This window comes from Chloroflexota bacterium (assembly GCA_016197225.1).
GTDB lineage: Bacteria > Chloroflexota > Anaerolineae > Anaerolineales > VGOW01 > VGOW01.
In genome coordinates this window covers 106651-125170 of the sequence record JACPWC010000071.1, presented here as the reverse complement: position 1 = coordinate 125170, position 18520 = coordinate 106651, and the positions used below count along the sequence as shown (strand labels likewise).

15 protein-coding genes are annotated in these 18520 nt (G+C 60.8%); 13 read left to right on the top strand and 2 right to left on the bottom strand.

Annotation, left to right across the window (positions count from 1 at the left end):
* Nucleotides 1-18 precede the first annotated feature (18 nt).
* From HYZ49_13575 to HYZ49_13515, 13 genes are all read left to right on the top strand, one after another.
* Nucleotides 19-1104, top strand: a complete 1086-nt coding sequence (locus HYZ49_13575; protein ID MBI3243315.1) for an ATP-binding cassette domain-containing protein — start codon at nt 19-21, stop codon at nt 1102-1104.
* Nucleotides 1101-1904 (top strand): ABC-2 family transporter protein, encoded by an 804-nt coding sequence (locus HYZ49_13570; protein MBI3243314.1) that lies wholly within the window; start codon nt 1101-1103, stop codon nt 1902-1904. The genes HYZ49_13575 and HYZ49_13570 overlap by 4 nt, the downstream gene beginning before the upstream one ends.
* Before the next feature lie 62 nt (nt 1905-1966).
* Nucleotides 1967-2752, top strand: coding sequence for an ABC-2 family transporter protein (locus HYZ49_13565; GenBank protein MBI3243313.1), 786 nt, complete (start codon nt 1967-1969; stop codon nt 2750-2752).
* Nucleotides 2749-3270, top strand: coding sequence for a hypothetical protein (locus HYZ49_13560; protein ID MBI3243312.1), 522 nt, complete (start codon nt 2749-2751; stop codon nt 3268-3270). Before HYZ49_13565 ends, HYZ49_13560 begins: the two co-directional genes overlap by 4 nt.
* A 190-nt stretch (nt 3271-3460) precedes the next feature.
* Entirely contained in the window at nt 3461-4981 is a 1521-nt protein-coding gene (locus HYZ49_13555; GenBank protein ID MBI3243311.1) for an exo-alpha-sialidase, read from the top strand.
* A 145-nt stretch (nt 4982-5126) separates the two neighbouring features.
* The gene (locus HYZ49_13550; protein ID MBI3243310.1) at nt 5127-6257 is read left to right on the top strand and encodes a site-2 protease family protein; all 1131 of its coding nucleotides are present in this window, start codon (nt 5127-5129) and stop codon (nt 6255-6257) included.
* A 6-nt stretch (nt 6258-6263) separates the two neighbouring features.
* Nucleotides 6264-7262 carry a HEAT repeat domain-containing protein gene (locus HYZ49_13545; GenBank protein ID MBI3243309.1) on the top strand — a complete coding sequence of 333 codons (999 nt, stop codon included), beginning with the start codon at nt 6264-6266 and terminating at the stop codon, nt 7260-7262.
* Nucleotides 7263-7264: 2 nt separating this feature from the next.
* Entirely contained in the window at nt 7265-8167 is a 903-nt protein-coding gene (locus HYZ49_13540; GenBank protein ID MBI3243308.1) for an AEC family transporter, read from the top strand.
* Nucleotides 8168-8174: 7 nt separating this feature from the next.
* Nucleotides 8175-9368, top strand: a complete 1194-nt coding sequence (locus HYZ49_13535; protein MBI3243307.1) for a hypothetical protein — start codon at nt 8175-8177, stop codon at nt 9366-9368.
* A 115-nt stretch (nt 9369-9483) separates the two neighbouring features.
* Nucleotides 9484-10026 (top strand): ribonuclease H-like domain-containing protein, encoded by a 543-nt coding sequence (locus HYZ49_13530; protein MBI3243306.1) that lies wholly within the window; start codon nt 9484-9486, stop codon nt 10024-10026.
* Nucleotides 10020-10298, top strand: a complete 279-nt coding sequence (locus HYZ49_13525; protein MBI3243305.1) for an acylphosphatase — start codon at nt 10020-10022, stop codon at nt 10296-10298. The genes HYZ49_13530 and HYZ49_13525 overlap by 7 nt, the downstream gene beginning before the upstream one ends.
* 11 nt (nt 10299-10309) lie before the next feature.
* Nucleotides 10310-11566 (top strand): hypothetical protein, encoded by a 1257-nt coding sequence (locus HYZ49_13520; protein ID MBI3243304.1) that lies wholly within the window; start codon nt 10310-10312, stop codon nt 11564-11566.
* Nucleotides 11567-11639: 73 nt separating this feature from the next.
* Nucleotides 11640-13400, top strand: coding sequence for a glycosyltransferase family 39 protein (locus HYZ49_13515; GenBank protein ID MBI3243303.1), 1761 nt, complete (start codon nt 11640-11642; stop codon nt 13398-13400).
* Between the two features lie 190 nt (nt 13401-13590).
* Here HYZ49_13515 and HYZ49_13510 read toward each other — a convergent pair whose 3' ends face one another.
* Both HYZ49_13510 and HYZ49_13505 read right to left on the bottom strand, forming a co-directional pair.
* Nucleotides 13591-16413 carry an SUMF1/EgtB/PvdO family nonheme iron enzyme gene (locus HYZ49_13510; protein ID MBI3243302.1) on the bottom strand — a complete coding sequence of 941 codons (2823 nt, stop codon included), beginning with the start codon at nt 16411-16413 and terminating at the stop codon, nt 13591-13593.
* A 430-nt stretch (nt 16414-16843) separates the two neighbouring features.
* Entirely contained in the window at nt 16844-18499 is a 1656-nt protein-coding gene (locus HYZ49_13505; protein MBI3243301.1) for a M23 family metallopeptidase, read from the bottom strand.
* Between the last annotated feature and the right edge of the window lie 21 nt (nt 18500-18520).

The window sequence follows — 18520 nt, the reverse complement described above, 5'->3', positions numbered from 1 at the left end:
CGCGTGCGCCAGGCCAACATGCCTTATGGCCAGCGAGTTGCCCTGGCCGAGTATGCGCCAACTGCTGACGCTAAAGTTATCAACCAAGAGGTCACCTTGTCCACAAACAATTCTGTCATTCACGTTTCCAATCTCAGCAAAAGCTACTTTGTGCCGGAGCGCGAGGCCGGGCTGAAGGCGGCCATGCAAAGCCTGGTGCGCCGCAAGACACGCGAGGTGAAAGCGGTTGACCGCATCACCTTCGACATCACCCCCGGCGAGGTCGTCGGCTTTCTCGGCCCCAACGGCGCCGGCAAGACGACGACGCTCAAGATGCTGTCCGGTTTGCTTTATCCGACCGGCGGCCAGTTGAGCGTGCTGGGCCACTTGCCGGAGAAGCGCGAGCGAGACTTTCTCCAGCAGATTACGCTGGTGATGGGCAATCGTAATCAACTGGTGTGGGACATCCCGGCCCTGGACTCGTACGATCTGAACCGGGCCATCTACAACATCCCCGAGGCCGACTTCAAGAAGACCCGCGACGAGTTCATCGAATTGCTCGAACTTGGGCCACTCGTCCACAAACCGGTGCGCAATCTGTCGCTGGGCGAGCGCATGAAGGCGGAACTGGTGGGCGCGCTTCTGCACCGCCCCAAAGTGCTCTTCCTCGACGAGCCGACCCTCGGCCTCGACGTGACCATGCAACGCCGCCTGCGCCACTTCGTGGCCGAGTATAACCAGCGCTACGGCGCAACCGTGCTTCTCACCAGCCACTACATGGCCGATGTCGAAGCGTTGTGCAAGCGCGTCATCGTCATCCATCACGGCCAGATTTTGTTCGACGGCGACCTGAGCACCCTGGTCGAGCGCTTCTCGTCCTACAAAACCATCGGCCTGACGCTCGACGACCCAAGCGTTGACTTGAGCGCTTACGGCGAAGTGGCGGGCCGCGACGGCGAGCGCGTGACTCTGCGTGTGCCCAAAGCCGAAACGTCCCGCGCCACTGCTCGCTTGCTGGCCGACTTGTCTGTGTCTGACCTGACGGTGGAAGACACGCCAATTGACGACGTGATCGAGCGCGTCTTTGCTCAGGCAGCGCCGGCGCAGAAAGAGGCCGTCTCATGAAACGGATGCTCGACTTCTATCTGACCACGATGAAGATCGCCGTCGTGACTCAATTGCAATACCGGGTGGCGAATTACTTTTACATGATCGGGATGGTCGCCGAGCCGGTGATTTACCTGGTCGTTTGGTCAACCGTCGCCAACGCCCAGGGCGGCTCGGTGGGCGGCTATACGCCGGGCGCGTTCGCCGCTTACTACATCGTGTGGACTCTGGTGCGCAATATGAACATCGTCTTCACGCCTTATGGCTGGGAGTGGCGCATCCGGCAGGGCCGCCTGGCCGCCGAACTTCTGCGCCCGTTGCACCCGCTTCACAACGACATCGCTTACTTCGCAGGTTGGAAAGTGGCCGTCATCATTTTGTGGTTGCCGCTGGCCGCGTTCCTGTCGCTGGTCTTCAAGCCAACCTTCAGCCCGACTCCTTTGGGGATCGCCGTCTTCTTCTTTGCCATCTGGGGCGCGTACCTGATTCGGACCATGGCCCTCTCCCTGCTGGGCATGCTCACCTTCTGGACAACGCGCGTGAGCGCCATCTACGAGTTGTATTTTGCGATTGAGCTATTGCTTTCCGGGCGGCTGGTGCCCATGTCGTTGATGCCCGGCTGGGTGCAAAAGCTGGCGAGCTTCCTGCCTTTTCAGTGGACGTTCGGTTTTCCCATTGAGTCGCTCGTCAGTCAGCTCACGCCCACCCAATTGCTCGCCGGCCTGGGCATGCAATTTTTCTGGATTCTGTCTGGCACACTGCTGGTCAACATTGTGTGGCGGTTTGGCATTCGGCAGTTTTCGTCTGTTGGAAATTAATAACCAATAACGAATAACTGATAACTGGTTATTCGTTATTGGTTATTGGCGACGGTGCAACCATGAACACTCTCAAACTCATCTGGATTCACTTCCGCGTTGGCGTGTTGAACGAACTGCAATATCGCGTCAACTTCTTCATTCAATTGCTTCAATCATTCATCGCCCTGGGTACCGGCCTGGTCGGCCTGTCGCTGGTCTTCAGCCACACCGCCGACCTCGCCGGCTGGTCGCGCCCGGAATTGTTGATGGTGATGGGCGTCCACATCCTCACCGGCGGCGTCATCCGCACCGTGATCCAGCCCAACATGGAACGGCTGATGGGCGACATCCAGGAAGGCACGCTCGATTTCGCCCTCACCAAGCCCGCCGACTCGCAGGTTCTCATCAGCGTGCGCGAGTTCCGTTTGTGGCAAACGACCGATTTGGTGATGGGAGCAGTTGTGATGGGCGTGGCGCTTTATGAATTGCAGTTTGCAGTTGGCCCGGGGCAGGCGCTGTCTTTCGCAGTGGCCTTGCTCTGCGGCGCGGCGATGATTTATAGCTTCTGGCTCATGCTCACGACCATAGCGTTTTGGGTGTTGCGAATTGACGAGATGGTCAATCTGTTTCAGGGCGTGTACGCCGCCGGGCGCTGGCCGGTGGGCATTTATCCCGATTGGCTTCGCACGGGTCTGACCTTCCTCGTCCCGGTCGCCTTTGCCGTCACCGTGCCAGCCGAGGCGCTCACCAACCGCCTCACGCCACAAACGCTGCCCGGCGCGGCGACGCTGGCCGTTGCCCTGCTTCTGCTTGCTCGCTGGGTGTGGCGGCGCGGCCTGAGAGCTTACTCGGGCGCGTCGGCATGAAGGGTCAACGGATTTATCAGATTGAACGGATGACGAAAAGTTTTCTTGTCATCATGATCTGCGCTTCGACATTGGCGGCTTGTGTGGGCGAGGAGGTGATTCCGGGTCAGCCGCCGCCCACGCGGGGCGGCGATGTCCCGACCCTCACCGCCCCGCCGGCCTCTCCAACTTCAGCCGATACAGTCGGTCCAGACTTCGACAGCATCGCCGCCTCCAGCGCCGTCTTCGCCAAGTCAGATTGCAAGCCGACATCAATCACGGTCACGGCCACCATTACCGATCCGTCAGGCGTGACGCAGGTGGTGTTATGGTATCGCGTTGGCGCGGCTCAATCGTTCACGCCAATTGAGTTGGAGTCTTTGGGTAATGACAAATACAGGGCAACTGTCAGAGGCCTGGACGTGCCAGGGTCGGAATACGGCCCGTGGGAGTTTTACATTGTGGCCGAGGATGGAGCGGGCAACACCAGCCAAAGCCTGCTCGACACCAGTGTCAGCTTGTTGCCCTGTGTAGGGTAAATAAAGGCCCTCAACTCTTAATCGGATTCTCCGTATCCTTTTTGGCGATTCGTCGGTTTGATTCTACAGCACCATTCACTCCAACTTATTTAGGCCAGAAAGGAGGCGTCAGGGAGAATACCATCGAATTGTTTCCCAGGCTGGCAACTCATCGTCTCAACATAATTCTCACCCCAATCAGGAGGAAGCTATGCAATTGCATTTTCGCGCGCTCCGGCAGACCCGCCGGGCGGCTATCGTGGCCCTTTCGCTCGTGCTCGTCTTAGCGTTGCCCTTGCTCGTCTTCGCCAATGTGCCTGTCACCCAGATCAGTTTCGACACATATACCAACACCACCAGCCAGCACAAAACGCAGGTTGAACCCGACACGTTCTCCTTTGGCAACACCATTGTCATGGCGACTCAAACGGGCCGCTTCTTCGACGGCGGCTCATCCAATATTGCCTGGGCCACTTCGACAAATGGCGGCGCGACCTGGACGGGCGGCAATTTGCCCGGCCTCACCAAGCACGACAACCCGGCCAATCCCTGGGACCGCGCCACCGATCCGGCTGTCGCCTACGACGCCCAGGATAACGTCTGGATGATCTCGTCTCTGGTTCTGCTCGAGGCCGGCGGGGTGAGCGGGGTAGGCGTTGTTACCAGCCGCTCCACCGACGGCGGCCTCACCTGGGGCAACCCAATCCTCATCCCAGACTCCTCCATCGGCGATGTGGACAAGAACTGGATTGCCTGCGACAACACGGCCACCAGCCTTTTCTATGGCAATTGCTATACCGAATGGGATGAATTTAGCGATGGTGACCGAATCTACATGAGCACCTCAACGGACGGCGGCTTGAACTGGGGGCCGCGCCTCAAGCCGGCTAACAATGCCACCGGCCTCGGCGGCCAGCCGGTGGTTCAGCCCAACGGCACGGTGATTGTGCCGGCGGCCAACGCCAACGAAACGCAAATCATTGCTTTCCGCTCCACCAACGGCGGCACAAGCTGGAGCAGCACCGTCACGGTCGCTTCGGCCATAGACCACACCGTGGCCGGCGGCCTGCGAACCGGGCCGTTGCCGTCCGCCGAAATTGACAGCGCTGGCAAGGTGTATGTCGCCTGGCAGGATTGCCGCTTCCGAGCGGGTTGTGCCCGGAACGATATTGTGATGAGCACTTCCAATGACGGCGTCACCTGGTCGGCAGTGACTCGCATTCCAATTGACGCCACCAGCAGCAAAGTTGATCACTTCATTCCGGGCCTGGCGGTTGACAAGGCCACCTCCGGCGCCAGCGCCCACCTGGGGCTGACTTACTACTACTACCCCAAGTCAAGTTGTAGCGCCTCCACCTGTCAACTCAACGTCGGTTTCATTGAGTCGGCGAACGGCAGCTCAAGCTGGAGCGCGCCGACCGCAATTGCCGGGCCAATGAGCCTGAGCTGGCTCCCCAACACCAGTCAGGGCCGCATGGTTGGCGATTACATCTCGACCTCCTTCAACGCCAGCGGCCAGGCGTTTGGGGCGTTTGCGGTTGCCTTTACTCCAACGGCTGGCGGAACAGATTGCGCCACAGCAACCCCGAACTGTAATCAGGCGACGTACACAGTGTCGGGCGGCTTGAGAGGAGCGGCGGGTAGCTTTGTCGTCAACGCCGGCGGCGAGCACGCCATCCCCAGCGCGGCTTCTGATCACGCTTCGGCCAACGCGCCGATCATCACGCGCTAACCCTTCTTCAGCGGAATCTCAATGTTACGCAAAAGCGGGCAGGCGGCCTCCTGCCCGCTTTTTGTTTTCTTCAATCGGGCGGCAACCGAACTATCACCCCCCATTAACCTCCAACGGGGTATAATTTCCCGCAGAGGAAATTAACATGCTTGAAGCCATCCGCAATTTCGCCATCTTTGTGGCCGTCCTGGGCGGGCTGATCTTCTTCCACGAACTGGGCCACTTCATCGCCGCCATCAAGCTCAAAGTCAAGGTCAAGGAATTCGGCATCGGCATGCCCATGCCGCCGCGCCTGCTGGGCACGGCGCGAGACAAGCAGGGCAAGCGCCGCTGGTTCTTCGGCAAGCCGCCAGCCGATATTGATCCCGACGATGTCATTTACTCGCTCTACTGGTTACTGCTCGGCGGCTTTGTGCGGCCCGCCGGGGAGGACGACCCCAACGTGCCGGACGGGTTGGCCGCCTCTTCTAAACGAGTCCGCTTCACCGTGTTGGCCGCCGGGCCGGCGGCCAACCTCCTCATCGGCTTCATCGTCTTCGCCATCGGCTACGCCACCGGCTGGCCGATCTACGATAACAACGTCAAAATCTCCGAAGTCGTCTCCGGCACGCCCGCCGAGGCCGGCGGTCTCAGGCCGGGCGACACGATCCTGACCATCAACGACGAGGCGGTGACCACCAACAACAACCGCCTGAGCGAAGTGGTGGGCCAGAACCTGGGCGTGCCGGTCACGCTCTCTATCCGCCGCGACGGCCAGACGATGAACATACAAGTGACGCCGCGCACCGAGTGGCCGCAAGGCCAGGGGCCGATGGGCGTGGCGCTGGACAGCGGCTGGCAACTGGTCAAGCATCCGTGGCCGCAAGCCTTCGTTCTTGGAGTCAGGGAAGTCTTCTATCAGATCAGCGAAACGATCATGATGCCGGTGCGGATTATCAGCCAGGAGATCAAGGCCAGCGACGTGCGTTTTGTCAGCGTCGTCGGCCTCAAGAGCATCAACGACGCCGCCGTGGACACGGCCATTGAAATCAACGCCTGGTTCCCAATTCTCAAATTCATCGGCACCATCACCGTGGCCCTGGCCCTCACCAACCTCCTGCCTCTCCCGGCCCTCGACGGCGGACGCATTATGTTTGTCCTTATCGAAGCCGTGCGCGGGCGGCGGGTGGAGCCGATGCGCGAGGGCTTTGTTCACGTCATGGGCCTGGCTTTCCTGCTGGCGCTCATGGTCTTCCTCATCATCAACGACATCTTCAATCCCATCTTTCCACGCTGAGTTCCTATGCCCACCAAACACGGCCCCAAAGCCTTCCCCCAGATTCTTGCCGACCTGGCGGATGAAAAATTTCCACCGCGAAAACAAGACCTGCGCGCCCTCTCTGATCTCAACGCCAAACAGGTGGCGGCTTTCGTCGAAGCCTGGCCCAAAATATCAACCGCCCGGCGCTTGACGATCATGAACGATCTCGGCGAACTGGCCGAAGAGACTTTTGATCTGGATATTCGCGCCGTCGCCCGGGCCGTCCTCGACGATCCGGATGGCGAAGTGCGGGCCGGGGCCATTCGCAACCTGTGGGAAGATGAGGGCGTTGACCTGATTGACGCCTTTATTGTCATTCTCAATCGCGACCCGGCCTCCGAAGCCCGGGCCGCCGCCGCCACCGCCCTCGGCCAGTACATCTACCTGAGCCAGATGGAAGAAATAGGCCCGGCCCTGGCCCACAAAGTTGAAGAGGCGCTCCTGGCCGTTTACGACGGAACCGACACCCTCGACATTCGCCGCCGGGCGTTGGAGTCCCTGGGCTTCGCCGACCAGCCCGAAGTGACCGCCGCCATTAATCAGGCTTACACAAGCGACGACGAACAACTGCAGGTGAGCGCCCTGTTTGCTATGGGCCGCAGTTTGAATCGCGAACGCTGGGGCCGGGCCGTGATCGAGAACCTGGAACGTGGCACTCCCAGAATCCGGTTTGAGGCGGCGCGGGCCGCCTGCGAACTGTCGCTGGCCGATGCCATCCCGGCTCTGGGCCAACTCATTCGCGACGATGACCCCGAAGTCAAAGAAATCAGCATCTGGGCGCTGGGCGAGATCGGCGGCGATGACGCCCGCGAGTTGTTGCAGAACCTGCTGGAAGACACCGACGACGAGGAACTGGCCGAGATCATTGACGACGCCCTGGCCAACACCGAACTGATGGACGGCATTGCCGACTTTAGCCTGCTGGGCCTCGACGATGACGACGAAGACGATCCGCGCGCGCGCCAAGCCCGCCTGAATTGACATTGCTCTTTTCCATCCTGCTGAACCAGATCGCGCCGATCCTGCTGGCCGCCGGCGCCGGGTTTGCCATTGGCCGGGCGCAGAAGATCGATCTCAAAACCCTCTCGCGCATCATCTTCTACATCTTCAGCCCGTGCCTGGTGCTCACCTCGTTTACCGAAAGCAACCTGAGCGGCGAGCAATTCGGGCGCATGGCCCTCTTCACCGCCGGAACCGTGGCCCTGCTGGGGCTGGCCGCATTTTTATTTGGCCGCCTGCTCAGGCTGGAGCGTCACACTCTGGCCGGGCTGGTGCTCGTCAACATGTTTGGCAACGGCGGCAACTACGGCCTGCCCCTCAACCTGTTTGCCTTCGGGGAAACCGCCCTGGCCTGGGCCACCATTTATTACGTGGTGAGCACCGCGCTGGTTTACACCGCCGGCATTGTGGTCGCCTCCAGTGGCCGGGCGGCATTGCGCCAGGCGCTGGTGGGCGTTTTCAAAGTGCCGATGATCTACGGTCTTATCCTCGCCATCTTTCTACGATTGATGGGCTGGGAATTGCCCCTACCGATCTTTCGCGCCGTCAAGTTGTTGAGCCAGGCCGCCCTGCCGGTGATGCTGGTGGTGCTGGGCCTGCAACTGGCCGAAGTGCGCCGACCGGAAAATTTGCGCCTGGTGACAACGGCTTCGATCTTTCAATTGGTCTGCGGCCCGCTCGTCGGGTTGCTGATGGCGGCCCTGGTGGGCCTCGCCGGCCCGGCCCGGCAAGCGGCGGTGGTGGAAGCCTCCATGCCCACCGCCGTCATCACCACCATCATCGCCGTCGAATACAATGTTGACCCGGTCTTTGTCACCGGCGTGGTGTTCGTCACCACCCTGCTCAGCCCGCTCACCCTCGCTCCTCTCATCGCCTTCCTTCAATAGTGAACATATGCCTCGCCTGCTTGTCACCCTGTCTCTCTTATCAGTCCTCTTCGTTCAAGCCGCCCGCCCCGCCCAGGCCCAGGTCGGCATCGTTGACGACTCCAACGACGTGATCTACACCTTCGGCGGGCAGATGATCTTCACCCTCGTCGCCCACAGCGAGTCGAACATCATTTCCGCCTTCCTGCTGGTGCAAATCGGGGACGCCGACCACACTGACGTCCTCGAAGTGCCCATCACCCCCTCGCCCCGGATCGAAACCAAATACACCTGGGACTTGCAGGCCCGGCCCATCCCGCCCTTCGCGCCCGTTCATTACTCCTGGCGGCTCACCGACGCCGACGGCCACACCCTGGTGACTGAAGACGCGATCAAAATTTACGAAGACAACCGCTTCAACTGGCAAACCGTCGGGCGCGGCGCCATCAACGCTCACTGGTACAACGGCGACCTGATCTTCGGTCAGGCCATCGCCGACATCGGCTACAAAGCCCTCAACCAGGTCAGCCGTTTCATTGCCGCCCAGTCGCCGCCGGAGATCAACGTCTACGTATACGCCAACATTGACGACTTGCAATCGGGCCTGCGGCTCGGCGGACGCGAATGGGTGGCCGGCCACGCCGACCCGGAACTGGGGGTGGTGCTCATCACCGCCGCCCCCGGCCCCGAAGCCGTGCTCAACCTGGAGCGCGACCTGCCGCACGAATTGACTCACGTCATGATCTATCAGGTGGTCGGCCCCGGCTACGACAACATGCCGCGCTGGCTGGACGAGGGGCTGGCGGCCAACAACGAACTGCAACCGCGCTCCGACCTGGCGCTTGCCCTCGATGCCGCCGCCCGAACCGACTCGCTGATCACCCTCCGCGTCTTGTGCGCGCCCTTTGCCGTGGATCAGGATAAGGCCCTGCTCTCCTACGCCCAAAGCCGATCCATGTCCCGCTATATTCTGGATCGCTGGGGGCCGGGTGAGATGAACGACCTGCTATTGGCGTACCGCGACGGGGCCTCGTGCGAGGGCGGCGTGCAACGGGTGCTCAACGTGAGCCTGGCCGAACTACAAGCCGACTGGCAAAACGATGTGCTGGAAGCCAGCCCGGTCACCAAGTTTCTGCGCGACACCCTCCCGGCTCTGGCCGTCTTCGGCCTGCCGGCCATTGCCATCGCCGCCCTCATCTTCGCGCCCCGGCGAAAACGGTGACGGACGACAACTTTTGTTCATCGTCACTCGTCATTGGTCATTCGTCATTTGTCATTGGTCATTCGTCATTTGTCATTGGTCATTTGTCATTTGCCACCCGAAGGGATCATTTACCATGTCCACTTCAACCGCTCCCACCCTCATCTTCGACCTTGAAACCCAGCTTCTCTCCGACGACGTGGGCGGCTGGAGCAACATCGCCAAAATGAAGCTGGCCTGCGCGGTGACGTATAACCTGACCAGCGGCGAATTTACCGACTATCTCGAAGCCGACGTGGACAAACTGCTGGCCGACTTGCGCACCGCCGGCCTGGTAGTGGGCTTCAACACCCGCCGCTTCGATTATGAAGTCCTGCGGCCTTACGCCGGGAAACCGCTTCAACTGCCCACCCTCGACATGCTGGAGAACATTTATCAAACGCTGGGCTTCCGGCTCTCGCTCGATTCGGTGGCCGCCGCCACCCTCAATCACAGCAAAAGCGCCGACGGCCTGCAAGCTGTAGCCTGGTTCAAGGCCGGGCAGGTGGAGAAGGTGCTCGATTACTGCCGCCAGGACGTGCAAGTGACTCGCGAGTTGTACGACTACGGCCAACAACACAAGCACCTCAAATACCGCGACAAGTTCGGGCGGGTGAAGACCGTGGCGGTCAAATGGTAGAATCCACTCGCCTTCATGCCCGCATTCACGGCCTTGTCCAGGGCGTTTACTTTCGCGACACCACCCGCCAGACAGCGCGCTCGCTCAACCTCACCGGCTGGGTGCGCAACCTGCCTGGCGGCTCGGTGGAAGTGATGGCCGAAGGCCCAAAGCCGGCGCTGGAGAGTCTGCTGGACTTTTTGCGCGTCGGCCCAACCCACGCCTGCGTCGAGCGGGTGGTCTCGGAGTGGGAAGCCGCCAGCGGCGAATTCACCGGCTTCCACGTCCACTGACCCTTTTCCACATGCAAAACAACCATTACCAAATCGAGCGCACCGCCTGGTCAATTCTGATCACGTCCTTTGTGATCTTCTGCCTGCTCGTGGTCTCGGCGCCGCTCACTGCGCGCTGGTATTTGCTCACCACCGAAACCGCGCAGGAGGCTTCGATCACGCTGGTGTCGGGCACGGTGCTGATCTTGTCGCCGGGCGCGGCCCGGCCCGAAGCCGTCATCGAAACCGTGCCCGGCCTCAGCCCCGGCACCGAAATTGAAAGCGACCCGGGCGCGCAGGCGGTGGTGCAGTTCTTTGCGCCCGACGAGACGACGGCGCTGGGGGCGATGCAAATTTACGGCGGCACACGGGCCACCCTCAGCCAGATGCTCTCGCCGCGCTTCATGTGGAGCGCCCTGCCGCACCACATGACGGTTGAATTGCAAAGCGGGCGGGCGCGGGTGAACCTGGAGGAGAACGCGGCTCGCCCGGTGATGATCACCCTCAACACCCCGCACGGCGCTGTCCTGTTGGATCACCCCGGCAGTTATTCGGTCGAAGTCACCGACAAAGGCACGGAAGTGGCCGTGCGCCAGGGGTCGGCCACCGTTTCGGCCCAGGGGCAAAGCCTGACTCTGGCCGCCGACGAGCGCACGCTGGTAATAGCCGGCCAACCGCCGCAAGGCGTCTTTACCGGTGAAAATAACTTGATCGTCAACGGTGATTTTTCAGAGTCGCTCTCCCCGGCCTGGAGCATCTACCAGGATCGCACGCCGGGCGACGTGTTGGGCGAGATCACCCGCGAGACCGGGGCCGAGCGCAACGTGGCGCATTTCCTCCGGCCCGGCCTCAACTGGGGCCGCACCGGAATCCGGCAGGTGATCAACCGCGACGTGCGCGACTACAAAACGCTACGCCTGCACCTGGCCGTGCGCCTGGCCAACCAGAACGTGCAGAGTTGCGGCCAGTACGGCTCGGAGTGCCCGCTGATGGTGAAGATCGAATACACCGACAAGGCCGGCAACAGCCACGAGTGGATACAGGGCTTTTATTATCTGGCCGATCCCAGACTGCCCGCCTCGTGCGTCACCTGCCCGCCGCCGCAGAGTTTGCACCAGCGGGTGGAGCGCAACGGCTGGTATCTTTACGATTCGCCGGAGTTGATCGTGTTGTTCAAGAACACCACCACTGGCGCTGAGCCGGCCATCATCAACGCCATCTCGCTTGAATCTCAGGGCCACGCCTTTGAAACCTTCGTCTCCGAAGTTGAACTGCTGGCCGGGGATTAGTCAACGGATTGAACGGATTTAGCGGATTATGATTCAAATCTGTTCAATCCGATCAATCCGTTGACCCTTTCTCATGCGCCGCTATCTCCTCGGCCTTTTGCTTCCGCTGGCTGTCTACTTCGCCCTCGCCTTGCCTCAACTCGACCTGCCCGGTTTGCACAACGACGAAGCCGCCGAGGCCGGACTGCAAGCCAGCCAGATCATCTCTGGTGGGGCCATCTCCGCCTTTCGCGACGCAGGAATCACTTTAGGCGGTCGCACCTTCCCACTGATGGTGCAGGATTACATCGGCGCGTTCAACGTTTACTTGCCACTGCCGTTCTTCGCCCTCTTCGGTTCAACCGTCTTTGCCTTGCGGCTGTACACGGTGTTGATCGGGGCCGTCACGATTCTTTTCACCTTTGGGTTTGTCACAGAAGCTTTCGGCCAGCGCCCGGCCTTCATCGCCGCCATGCTCTTGGCAACCTCGCCGTCGTTCATCTTCTGGCAGAGGCAAGGCGTGTTCGTCACTTCGCTCACTGCTACGCTGACGATGGCGGCGCTGTGGGTCGGCGCGCTGTGGGCAAAAAGAGGCTCGCCAAAAACAGCGTGGAAACTGGCGGCTCTGCTCGGCCTGATTTGCGGCGCGGGCCTCTACGCCAAACTGCTCTTCATCTGGATCATCGGCGGCATGGTTGGGGCGTTGGCGATCATTAACTTGCTTGTTGTTGCGCGGCAGTTCATTAACGCAAAGACGCAAGGGCGCAAAGACGCAAAGATGATTTCATCGTGGTTTGGCATTCGGGGGCTTGAGCTATTCCCGCGCTCTCCGGCAATGGCCGATTTGGCCGCTTTTGGAATGGCGGCCATCCTCGGCCTGTTGCCGCTCCTGACCTACAACCTGCAAACGGGTGGCACGTTTCTCTCGGTCGGCACGAACCTGGGCACGTCTTATTACGGCGTGAACAATCTCAACTTTGCCGAGAACTTGCGCGGACGGATCGATCAGTTTGGGGCGGTGCTGGCCGGGCGCGACCATTTGTGGTATCTCGGCGGCTCGTTTGGCAACGCCATGTGGGAAACCGCCTTGCGCCTGGCGGCGTTAGCCATCGTCGCCCGCGCCCTCTTTCGCCGCCAACGCTCGCGCGCCCCGCTCGCCCTCCTGCTCCTGCTGGCCTTCGGCGTGATTCAAACCTCGTTCACCGTCTCCGGCCTCTTTCCGACTCACTTTTCGATTTTCGCGCCGCTGTGGCCGGTCATCATCGCCGTCGCTTGCGAGATCGTCTTCGACCCGTTTTATGAGCCGCTGATGATTCACCTCAGCGGCCCGCCGCTCAGTTTTTTTGGAAATTGGGCTTTTGGCTGGTTGGGGTTTTTGAACATGGGCATGACGGTGCTGGCCGTCGGCCTGGGTTTTTTGTGGACACAGGATGTTTTTGTCGTCACCCAATATCATCTGGCGCTCAACAAGAGCGGCGGCCTGGGGCCGCACTCGGATGCCGTGTATCGTTTGGTGGACTTTCTTGAAGAAAACGCCGACGCGACCGCGCCAGTGGCGGCGATGGATTGGGGCTTTGCGCCGCAGGTGCGAATGCTCACGAACAGCAGAGTTGCCCCGCAGGAAATCTTTGGCTACACCTGGGAACCCGACGATGGTTTTTCAGGCCGCCTGGCCGAAGTTGCCACCCAACCCGGCACGCTCTTTGTCTTCCACTTCCCGCAAGAGACCATCTTCCCGCGCCGCGAAGCGTTCGACGCTTACCTTCAATCGCAGGGCTGGCGGGGCGAGCAGGTGGCGATTATTTCGCGGCGGGATGGCGCGCCGGTGTTTGAGGTGGTGAGGGTGAGGCGGTGAAACAAGGGTAACGAGTAGCATCCTGAGCGGAGCGGCGGCGCTGTCCCGCCGCGCAGTCGAAGGATGCGGCTCTCGCGTCAGCACCGCACCCTTCGACTACGGCCTGCAACGAACACGCAGGCCTCTGCTCAGGGTGCTATCGTCAATATCCCCCAGAGTCTCCAGAGTTCAGAGATAACAGAGACCAGAGTTAGAACGGGGACGCCGCCACCCGAAAGCCGAAGTCCCAGTTCCCGTGGCGCAGGCTGCCCATGTTGCGGGCCACACAGCGGGCATCCCTATCGTCGCTGATGAAGGAGCCGCCCCGCAACACGCGCAATCCTTGATCGGGTGCATCCATCACTTCTCGGCCATCTTTGGCTTCGTAAGGATAGTTGAAGTCAGGCTTCTGGTAGTCTTTCCCCCACAAGCTTCGCGTCCACTCCCACACGTTGCCGCTCAAGTCCAACACGTCGTAAGGGCTGGCCCCGCCCGGAAAGCAACCGACGGCGCTGGTGATGTAGAGGCCAGTCTCTCTCGTGTTTGCTCTATCCGGGTCACTGCCGCGTGCTGCTTTTTCCCATTCGGCCTCCGAAGGCAGAACGATGCGCCACTTGCCTTCGCGCAATAATCTAGCTAAAAGCTGCGGCGTGCCATCCCATCTCCTCAATGCTTCAGTCAGCCAGTCACAATACTTGCAAGCTTCGTGCCAAGTTACGTTGACGACCGGATGATTGGGCGGCCCGAGCAAGCTGTCTTCGTTACGCGGCGTGTAGCCGCTGGCCTTCGCAAAGGCCCTGAATTGGGCGACAGTGACAGGATAGCGAGCAATGAAGTAGCGCGGCAGAGTCAACTCGTGCTGAGGTTGTTCTTCTGGTTGAGCATATTCGTCCCATTCTGGGTCACTGCCCATGATGAACGGCCCTTCGGGAATTTCGACGAAACCAAGCAGGGGTTCATCGGGCAAGTACCAAGCGTCGGGGAGAAAGCGCGGGTCGTCCAGTTTGCCTAGAGCGTTTCCAGCGTCGGCGCGTTCGGTGGCGGGCAGTCCACTTCCTAGCAAATTCACAAGGCGCTTCCGCAAGTGGTCAAGGTAAGGCTTTCCGCCGCCAGGCGCATCGTCGCTTTCAACTCTTTCTTTTCCAACAAGCGCGGCGATCTCGCCCGCCCACAACGAGGCACGCTCTGCTTGCAGGCCCTTCTGGTCAGAAAACAGAAGATAAGCGGTGTTGAGCAATTCGTTGAAGTTGCGGCGGTTGTAGAGCAATTCTTCCGCGCCCAGCCTCACGGCCAATTGCCAGTCATCGCCCTCGGCGGCGCGGGCGAACAACTCGCGGGCCACGTCGCGCTGGCCTACAAGATAACACCCGGCCAGATATTCCTGAAAGGTGCGGTGCGGGAAGCTGTAAACTGCCGGTCGGTTCGGCTCGCCACCGCGCCCCACCAACAACCCGGCCCGCTGATCCACGTAATCCAAAAACTCGGCGGCCAGCGCGGCACTGCCAAGATACTCTCGGCTTTCGAGCAAGGTCAGCGCATCGCCGCGCTCCAAGTCAGCCGCTTCCTTCTTGTCGCTTTCGCCCGCGCGCACGAGGTGCGCCTCATAAGCCAACCGTTCCATCGTCGCCCGCAGGCGCAAATCGTCTTTGAGGAAAGCCCGCATCTCCTCGGACGGCCCGGCCTCACCGGTCTTGCGCTTCTGCCAGCGGCGCAGAAGCACATCCACCGCCTGCTTGTAAAGTTGCACCCGCTCCCTCGGCAAGCCGATCTCTTTTTGATGGATCAGGGCCATCGTGGTCAGCATCATCGGGTTGTCGGAGAGTTCGCGCAAATCCGGGCCAAGGGCGGCCTCGGCTAAATTCTCGGCTTTGCTCTTCGCTTCTTCAGCGTCGAAGCGGCTCAACTTTTTCTGGGCGTTGTACCAGGCTGAGGCGAACGATCTCACTTCGTATTCGTCGAACGGGGCTAATATGCGCTCCTGAAAGTTGGGCAGGACGGCCTCGCCCTGATACGAGCGCACCCGGCAAGTGAGAATGATGCGGGCCAGACGATAGCGACCCACCACGGCTTGAACTGTCCGCCGCACCAGTCCGCGCAGGTCGTGCGGCACTTCGTCCAGGCCGTCGAGGGCCAGCAAACACTGACTAGAGTTGAAGGCTTCGCGCAAGCCCGGTTCAAAGTCTTTGGCTTCCAGCCGGGCCAGATCGCTCACCGCCTGATCGCGCACCAGGGCGGCCAGTGTTTCCCGCTGACGATCGCCGGGAAGAGGGTCCAGGTCAAGCGCGGCCAGGGCCGGGGCGAGATCACGCAAGGTGATCAGCACCGGCAACAAGTCCTTCGGGATTCCATCTGGCGCTTTGCCGTCGGCCAGTTGGGCCAGCAGTTCGCGGACGAAGGTGCTCTTGCCCGACCCCGGCCCGCCGAGCAGAGCCAGCTTCGGCGATTGAATGGCGGCTTCCAACGTCGTGAGCGGGCGATGGTCTTGATTAACTAACACGGCTCCTTTATGCCACTTCTCTTTCTTGACAACGGCTTTACCTTGCTGCCTACGCTTCTCGCTGTTTCTTTTAGTCAATGGCTTTGGAAAAGGCGCGGTCGTGTCCAAATCAATATACACATCTTCGAGCGTGATCTCTTCGTCCGCGCCTTCTTCGCCGCCGAGCGCGGCCAGCGGCAAGGCTTTACAGGCGCGGCTGAGGTTGGCGAGGTAGCGCTTGCGGGCCACCGTTGCGTCGTCGGCTTTCGGCGCTTGAACGAGAGTCGCGCCCGGCGCGACGTAAGTTGCATTCGGCGCCAACGTCACCTTGTCGCGTCCCGTCACATCGCCGCTTCCTACCGTGAGTTGGCCGCTGTTGTCTATTCCGCCCTGCCGCTGGCTCACGTTGATTTGGGCCAGCAGGACATCACGTTTGGCGCGAAGCGGGGCCATCATAGCCTCAAGCTGTTCGTCGGGCAGGCTTCCGCGCAGAGCTTCCAGCGGTTTCAACGCCGCTTCAATTTTGCCGAGTTCGTCGTCGGGGGTGGGAGTGGTCATGGGCAGAAACCTTTGCTGGCCGGGCGGGAGAACAGCGGATCAACCGAATTCGACGGATTCTGATCCGCTAAATTCGTCCGATCCGTTGTTCTAAACATGCCAGAAGTATAGCGAAGGCTGAAAGAGGGGGCAAATGCGAAAATTGGCCGCGAGCAGAGAGGCGGTAGGTTGGGCGCTCTAATCCGCCAAGCGGCTTTGTTCTGCACATTACCTTTTGTTCTGCCGGGAAAGTTCCCCAGCAGGATCAAGGGCAACTAAGAACCAAAGATAGCGGGCGGATTAGACGCCCTCAAAAGAGCACGGATTCTCGGAATGGGCGGATACGATCCGTTCACGCTTTGCGCGAGAATCCGTGCTATGAATCAAAAACGCCGGGCCTCTTCCCGAAACCCGGCGTCTCAATCCTCAATCCAAAATCAGAAATCTAAAATCAGAAATTTCGCGCCCCCACAATCTTCGGAATATCCGTCATCGTCCCGTCCTCCAGCCGCCAGGCTTCGTTGGGGAAGAACGACGAGGCCGAGAGGACGAAGGCGAAGGCCGCGCCCAGGCCGGGCAGGTCGCGCAGGCGTTTGTAGTAGTTCACGTACTGCTGGCCCTTGATGCGGGTGTTGGTGTTGTCGGTCGGGTTCGAGAACTCGGTGATGAACAACAGCTTGCTCGGGTAGCGTTTTCGGTACTCTTCGTACACCAGGCCGCCGGTCGGCGCGAGTTGATCCGAGTCGCTCACCCAGTAGCAGTGGCAGGCCACCCAGTCGGCGGCTGAACGAATGGCTTCGTCGCCCTGGCCCAGGAAGGCCCACGAGTCTACCCGCTGGCCGCTGATGCTCGCGCCCGGCGAGAGGCCGGGGTAGCCAAACTTGGCCTCAGGGTATTTGGCTTTGAGGCGGTTGACCACGTCCTTGAACCAATTGCCAAACTCGCGGCCATCCTGCCACGAAAACTTCCAGCCCTCCAGTTGCAGGTTCGGCTCGTTGTGCACTTCAAAGTAGCGCACGCCCCGGTTGTAAAACTGGCCCATGTCGAACTCGACCCACGAGGCAAACTCGTCCGAGCGCACCGTGCGGCCCCGGAAGTCGGCGAAGAGGCGCACCATGACGAACATATCATTCTTGATCTGGCGCAGGCGATCCAGATTCTCCGGGCGGCCCGACGACAGCAGTTTAATGGCTTCGACGCGGGACGTTTGGAGGACAGGGTAATCGGCTTCCATCAATGGGCCGTCGGCCCGGCCATTGACTCCCACCAGGCATTTGCCGTAGGCCCAGCCAAAGGTGTTGGCCGGCGGCGTTACTGTGCCTGAGTCCTGCAAAAAAGGAGTCGGGTCAATGATGTCGTTGGGATAGTTGGTGAGGCCGGAGGCCGTCGCCCCCTGTTTCTTCAGCGTCAGGTGCAGGTGACTGCCGGTGGAGTTGCCGGTCGAGTCGGCGATGCCGATCTTGTCGCCGGCCTTTACCTGCTGGCCCACTTGCGCCAGCGCCTGCTGGAAGTGAGCGTAGATCGTCTGGTAGCCGTCGCGGTGCTGGACGCGAACGTGAATGCCGTAGGCGTGCGCGGCCCCGTTCGCCAACTTGCCGTCGGCGTTCACCTGAAAGACGGTTCCGTCGGCGGCGGCGTAAACGTTGGCCCCCATCGGGGCGCGAATGTCCAGGCCCTCGTGGCCGGGCAGGCCGAAGCGGCGGTAGATGTCCGGGTTGACGCCGAAGGGCTGGGTGATTTTGGGGAAGTCGGTCGGCCAGCGCAAACTAAAAGGCGCAGAGTCCACTTTGGTGGAGGCCGGCGGCCCAAACTGCTGATCGTTGGTGATCCGAGTCGCCAGGGCGTTCTTGAAGTCGTCGGGCGAACCGGCGTCAACCACGTCCAGCTTCAAGTTGGGATAAGTGTTCTTGAACCACTGGACGATGTCACGGCCAAAACCGTCGGGCGTGTTGGCAATGGTGATCGTTTGACTGGGGGCGTTGAAATGCGCCGCCGTCTCCGGATCGGGGGTGAGGTTGGGGCCGAACTTGAGGACGTAATCTTTGGCGGCGGCCACCCAGGCGTAGTAGTTCTGTTTCGGGAGGAGGATGATTTGGGGGTCGGGCATAAGAACTCTCCTAATCAGACA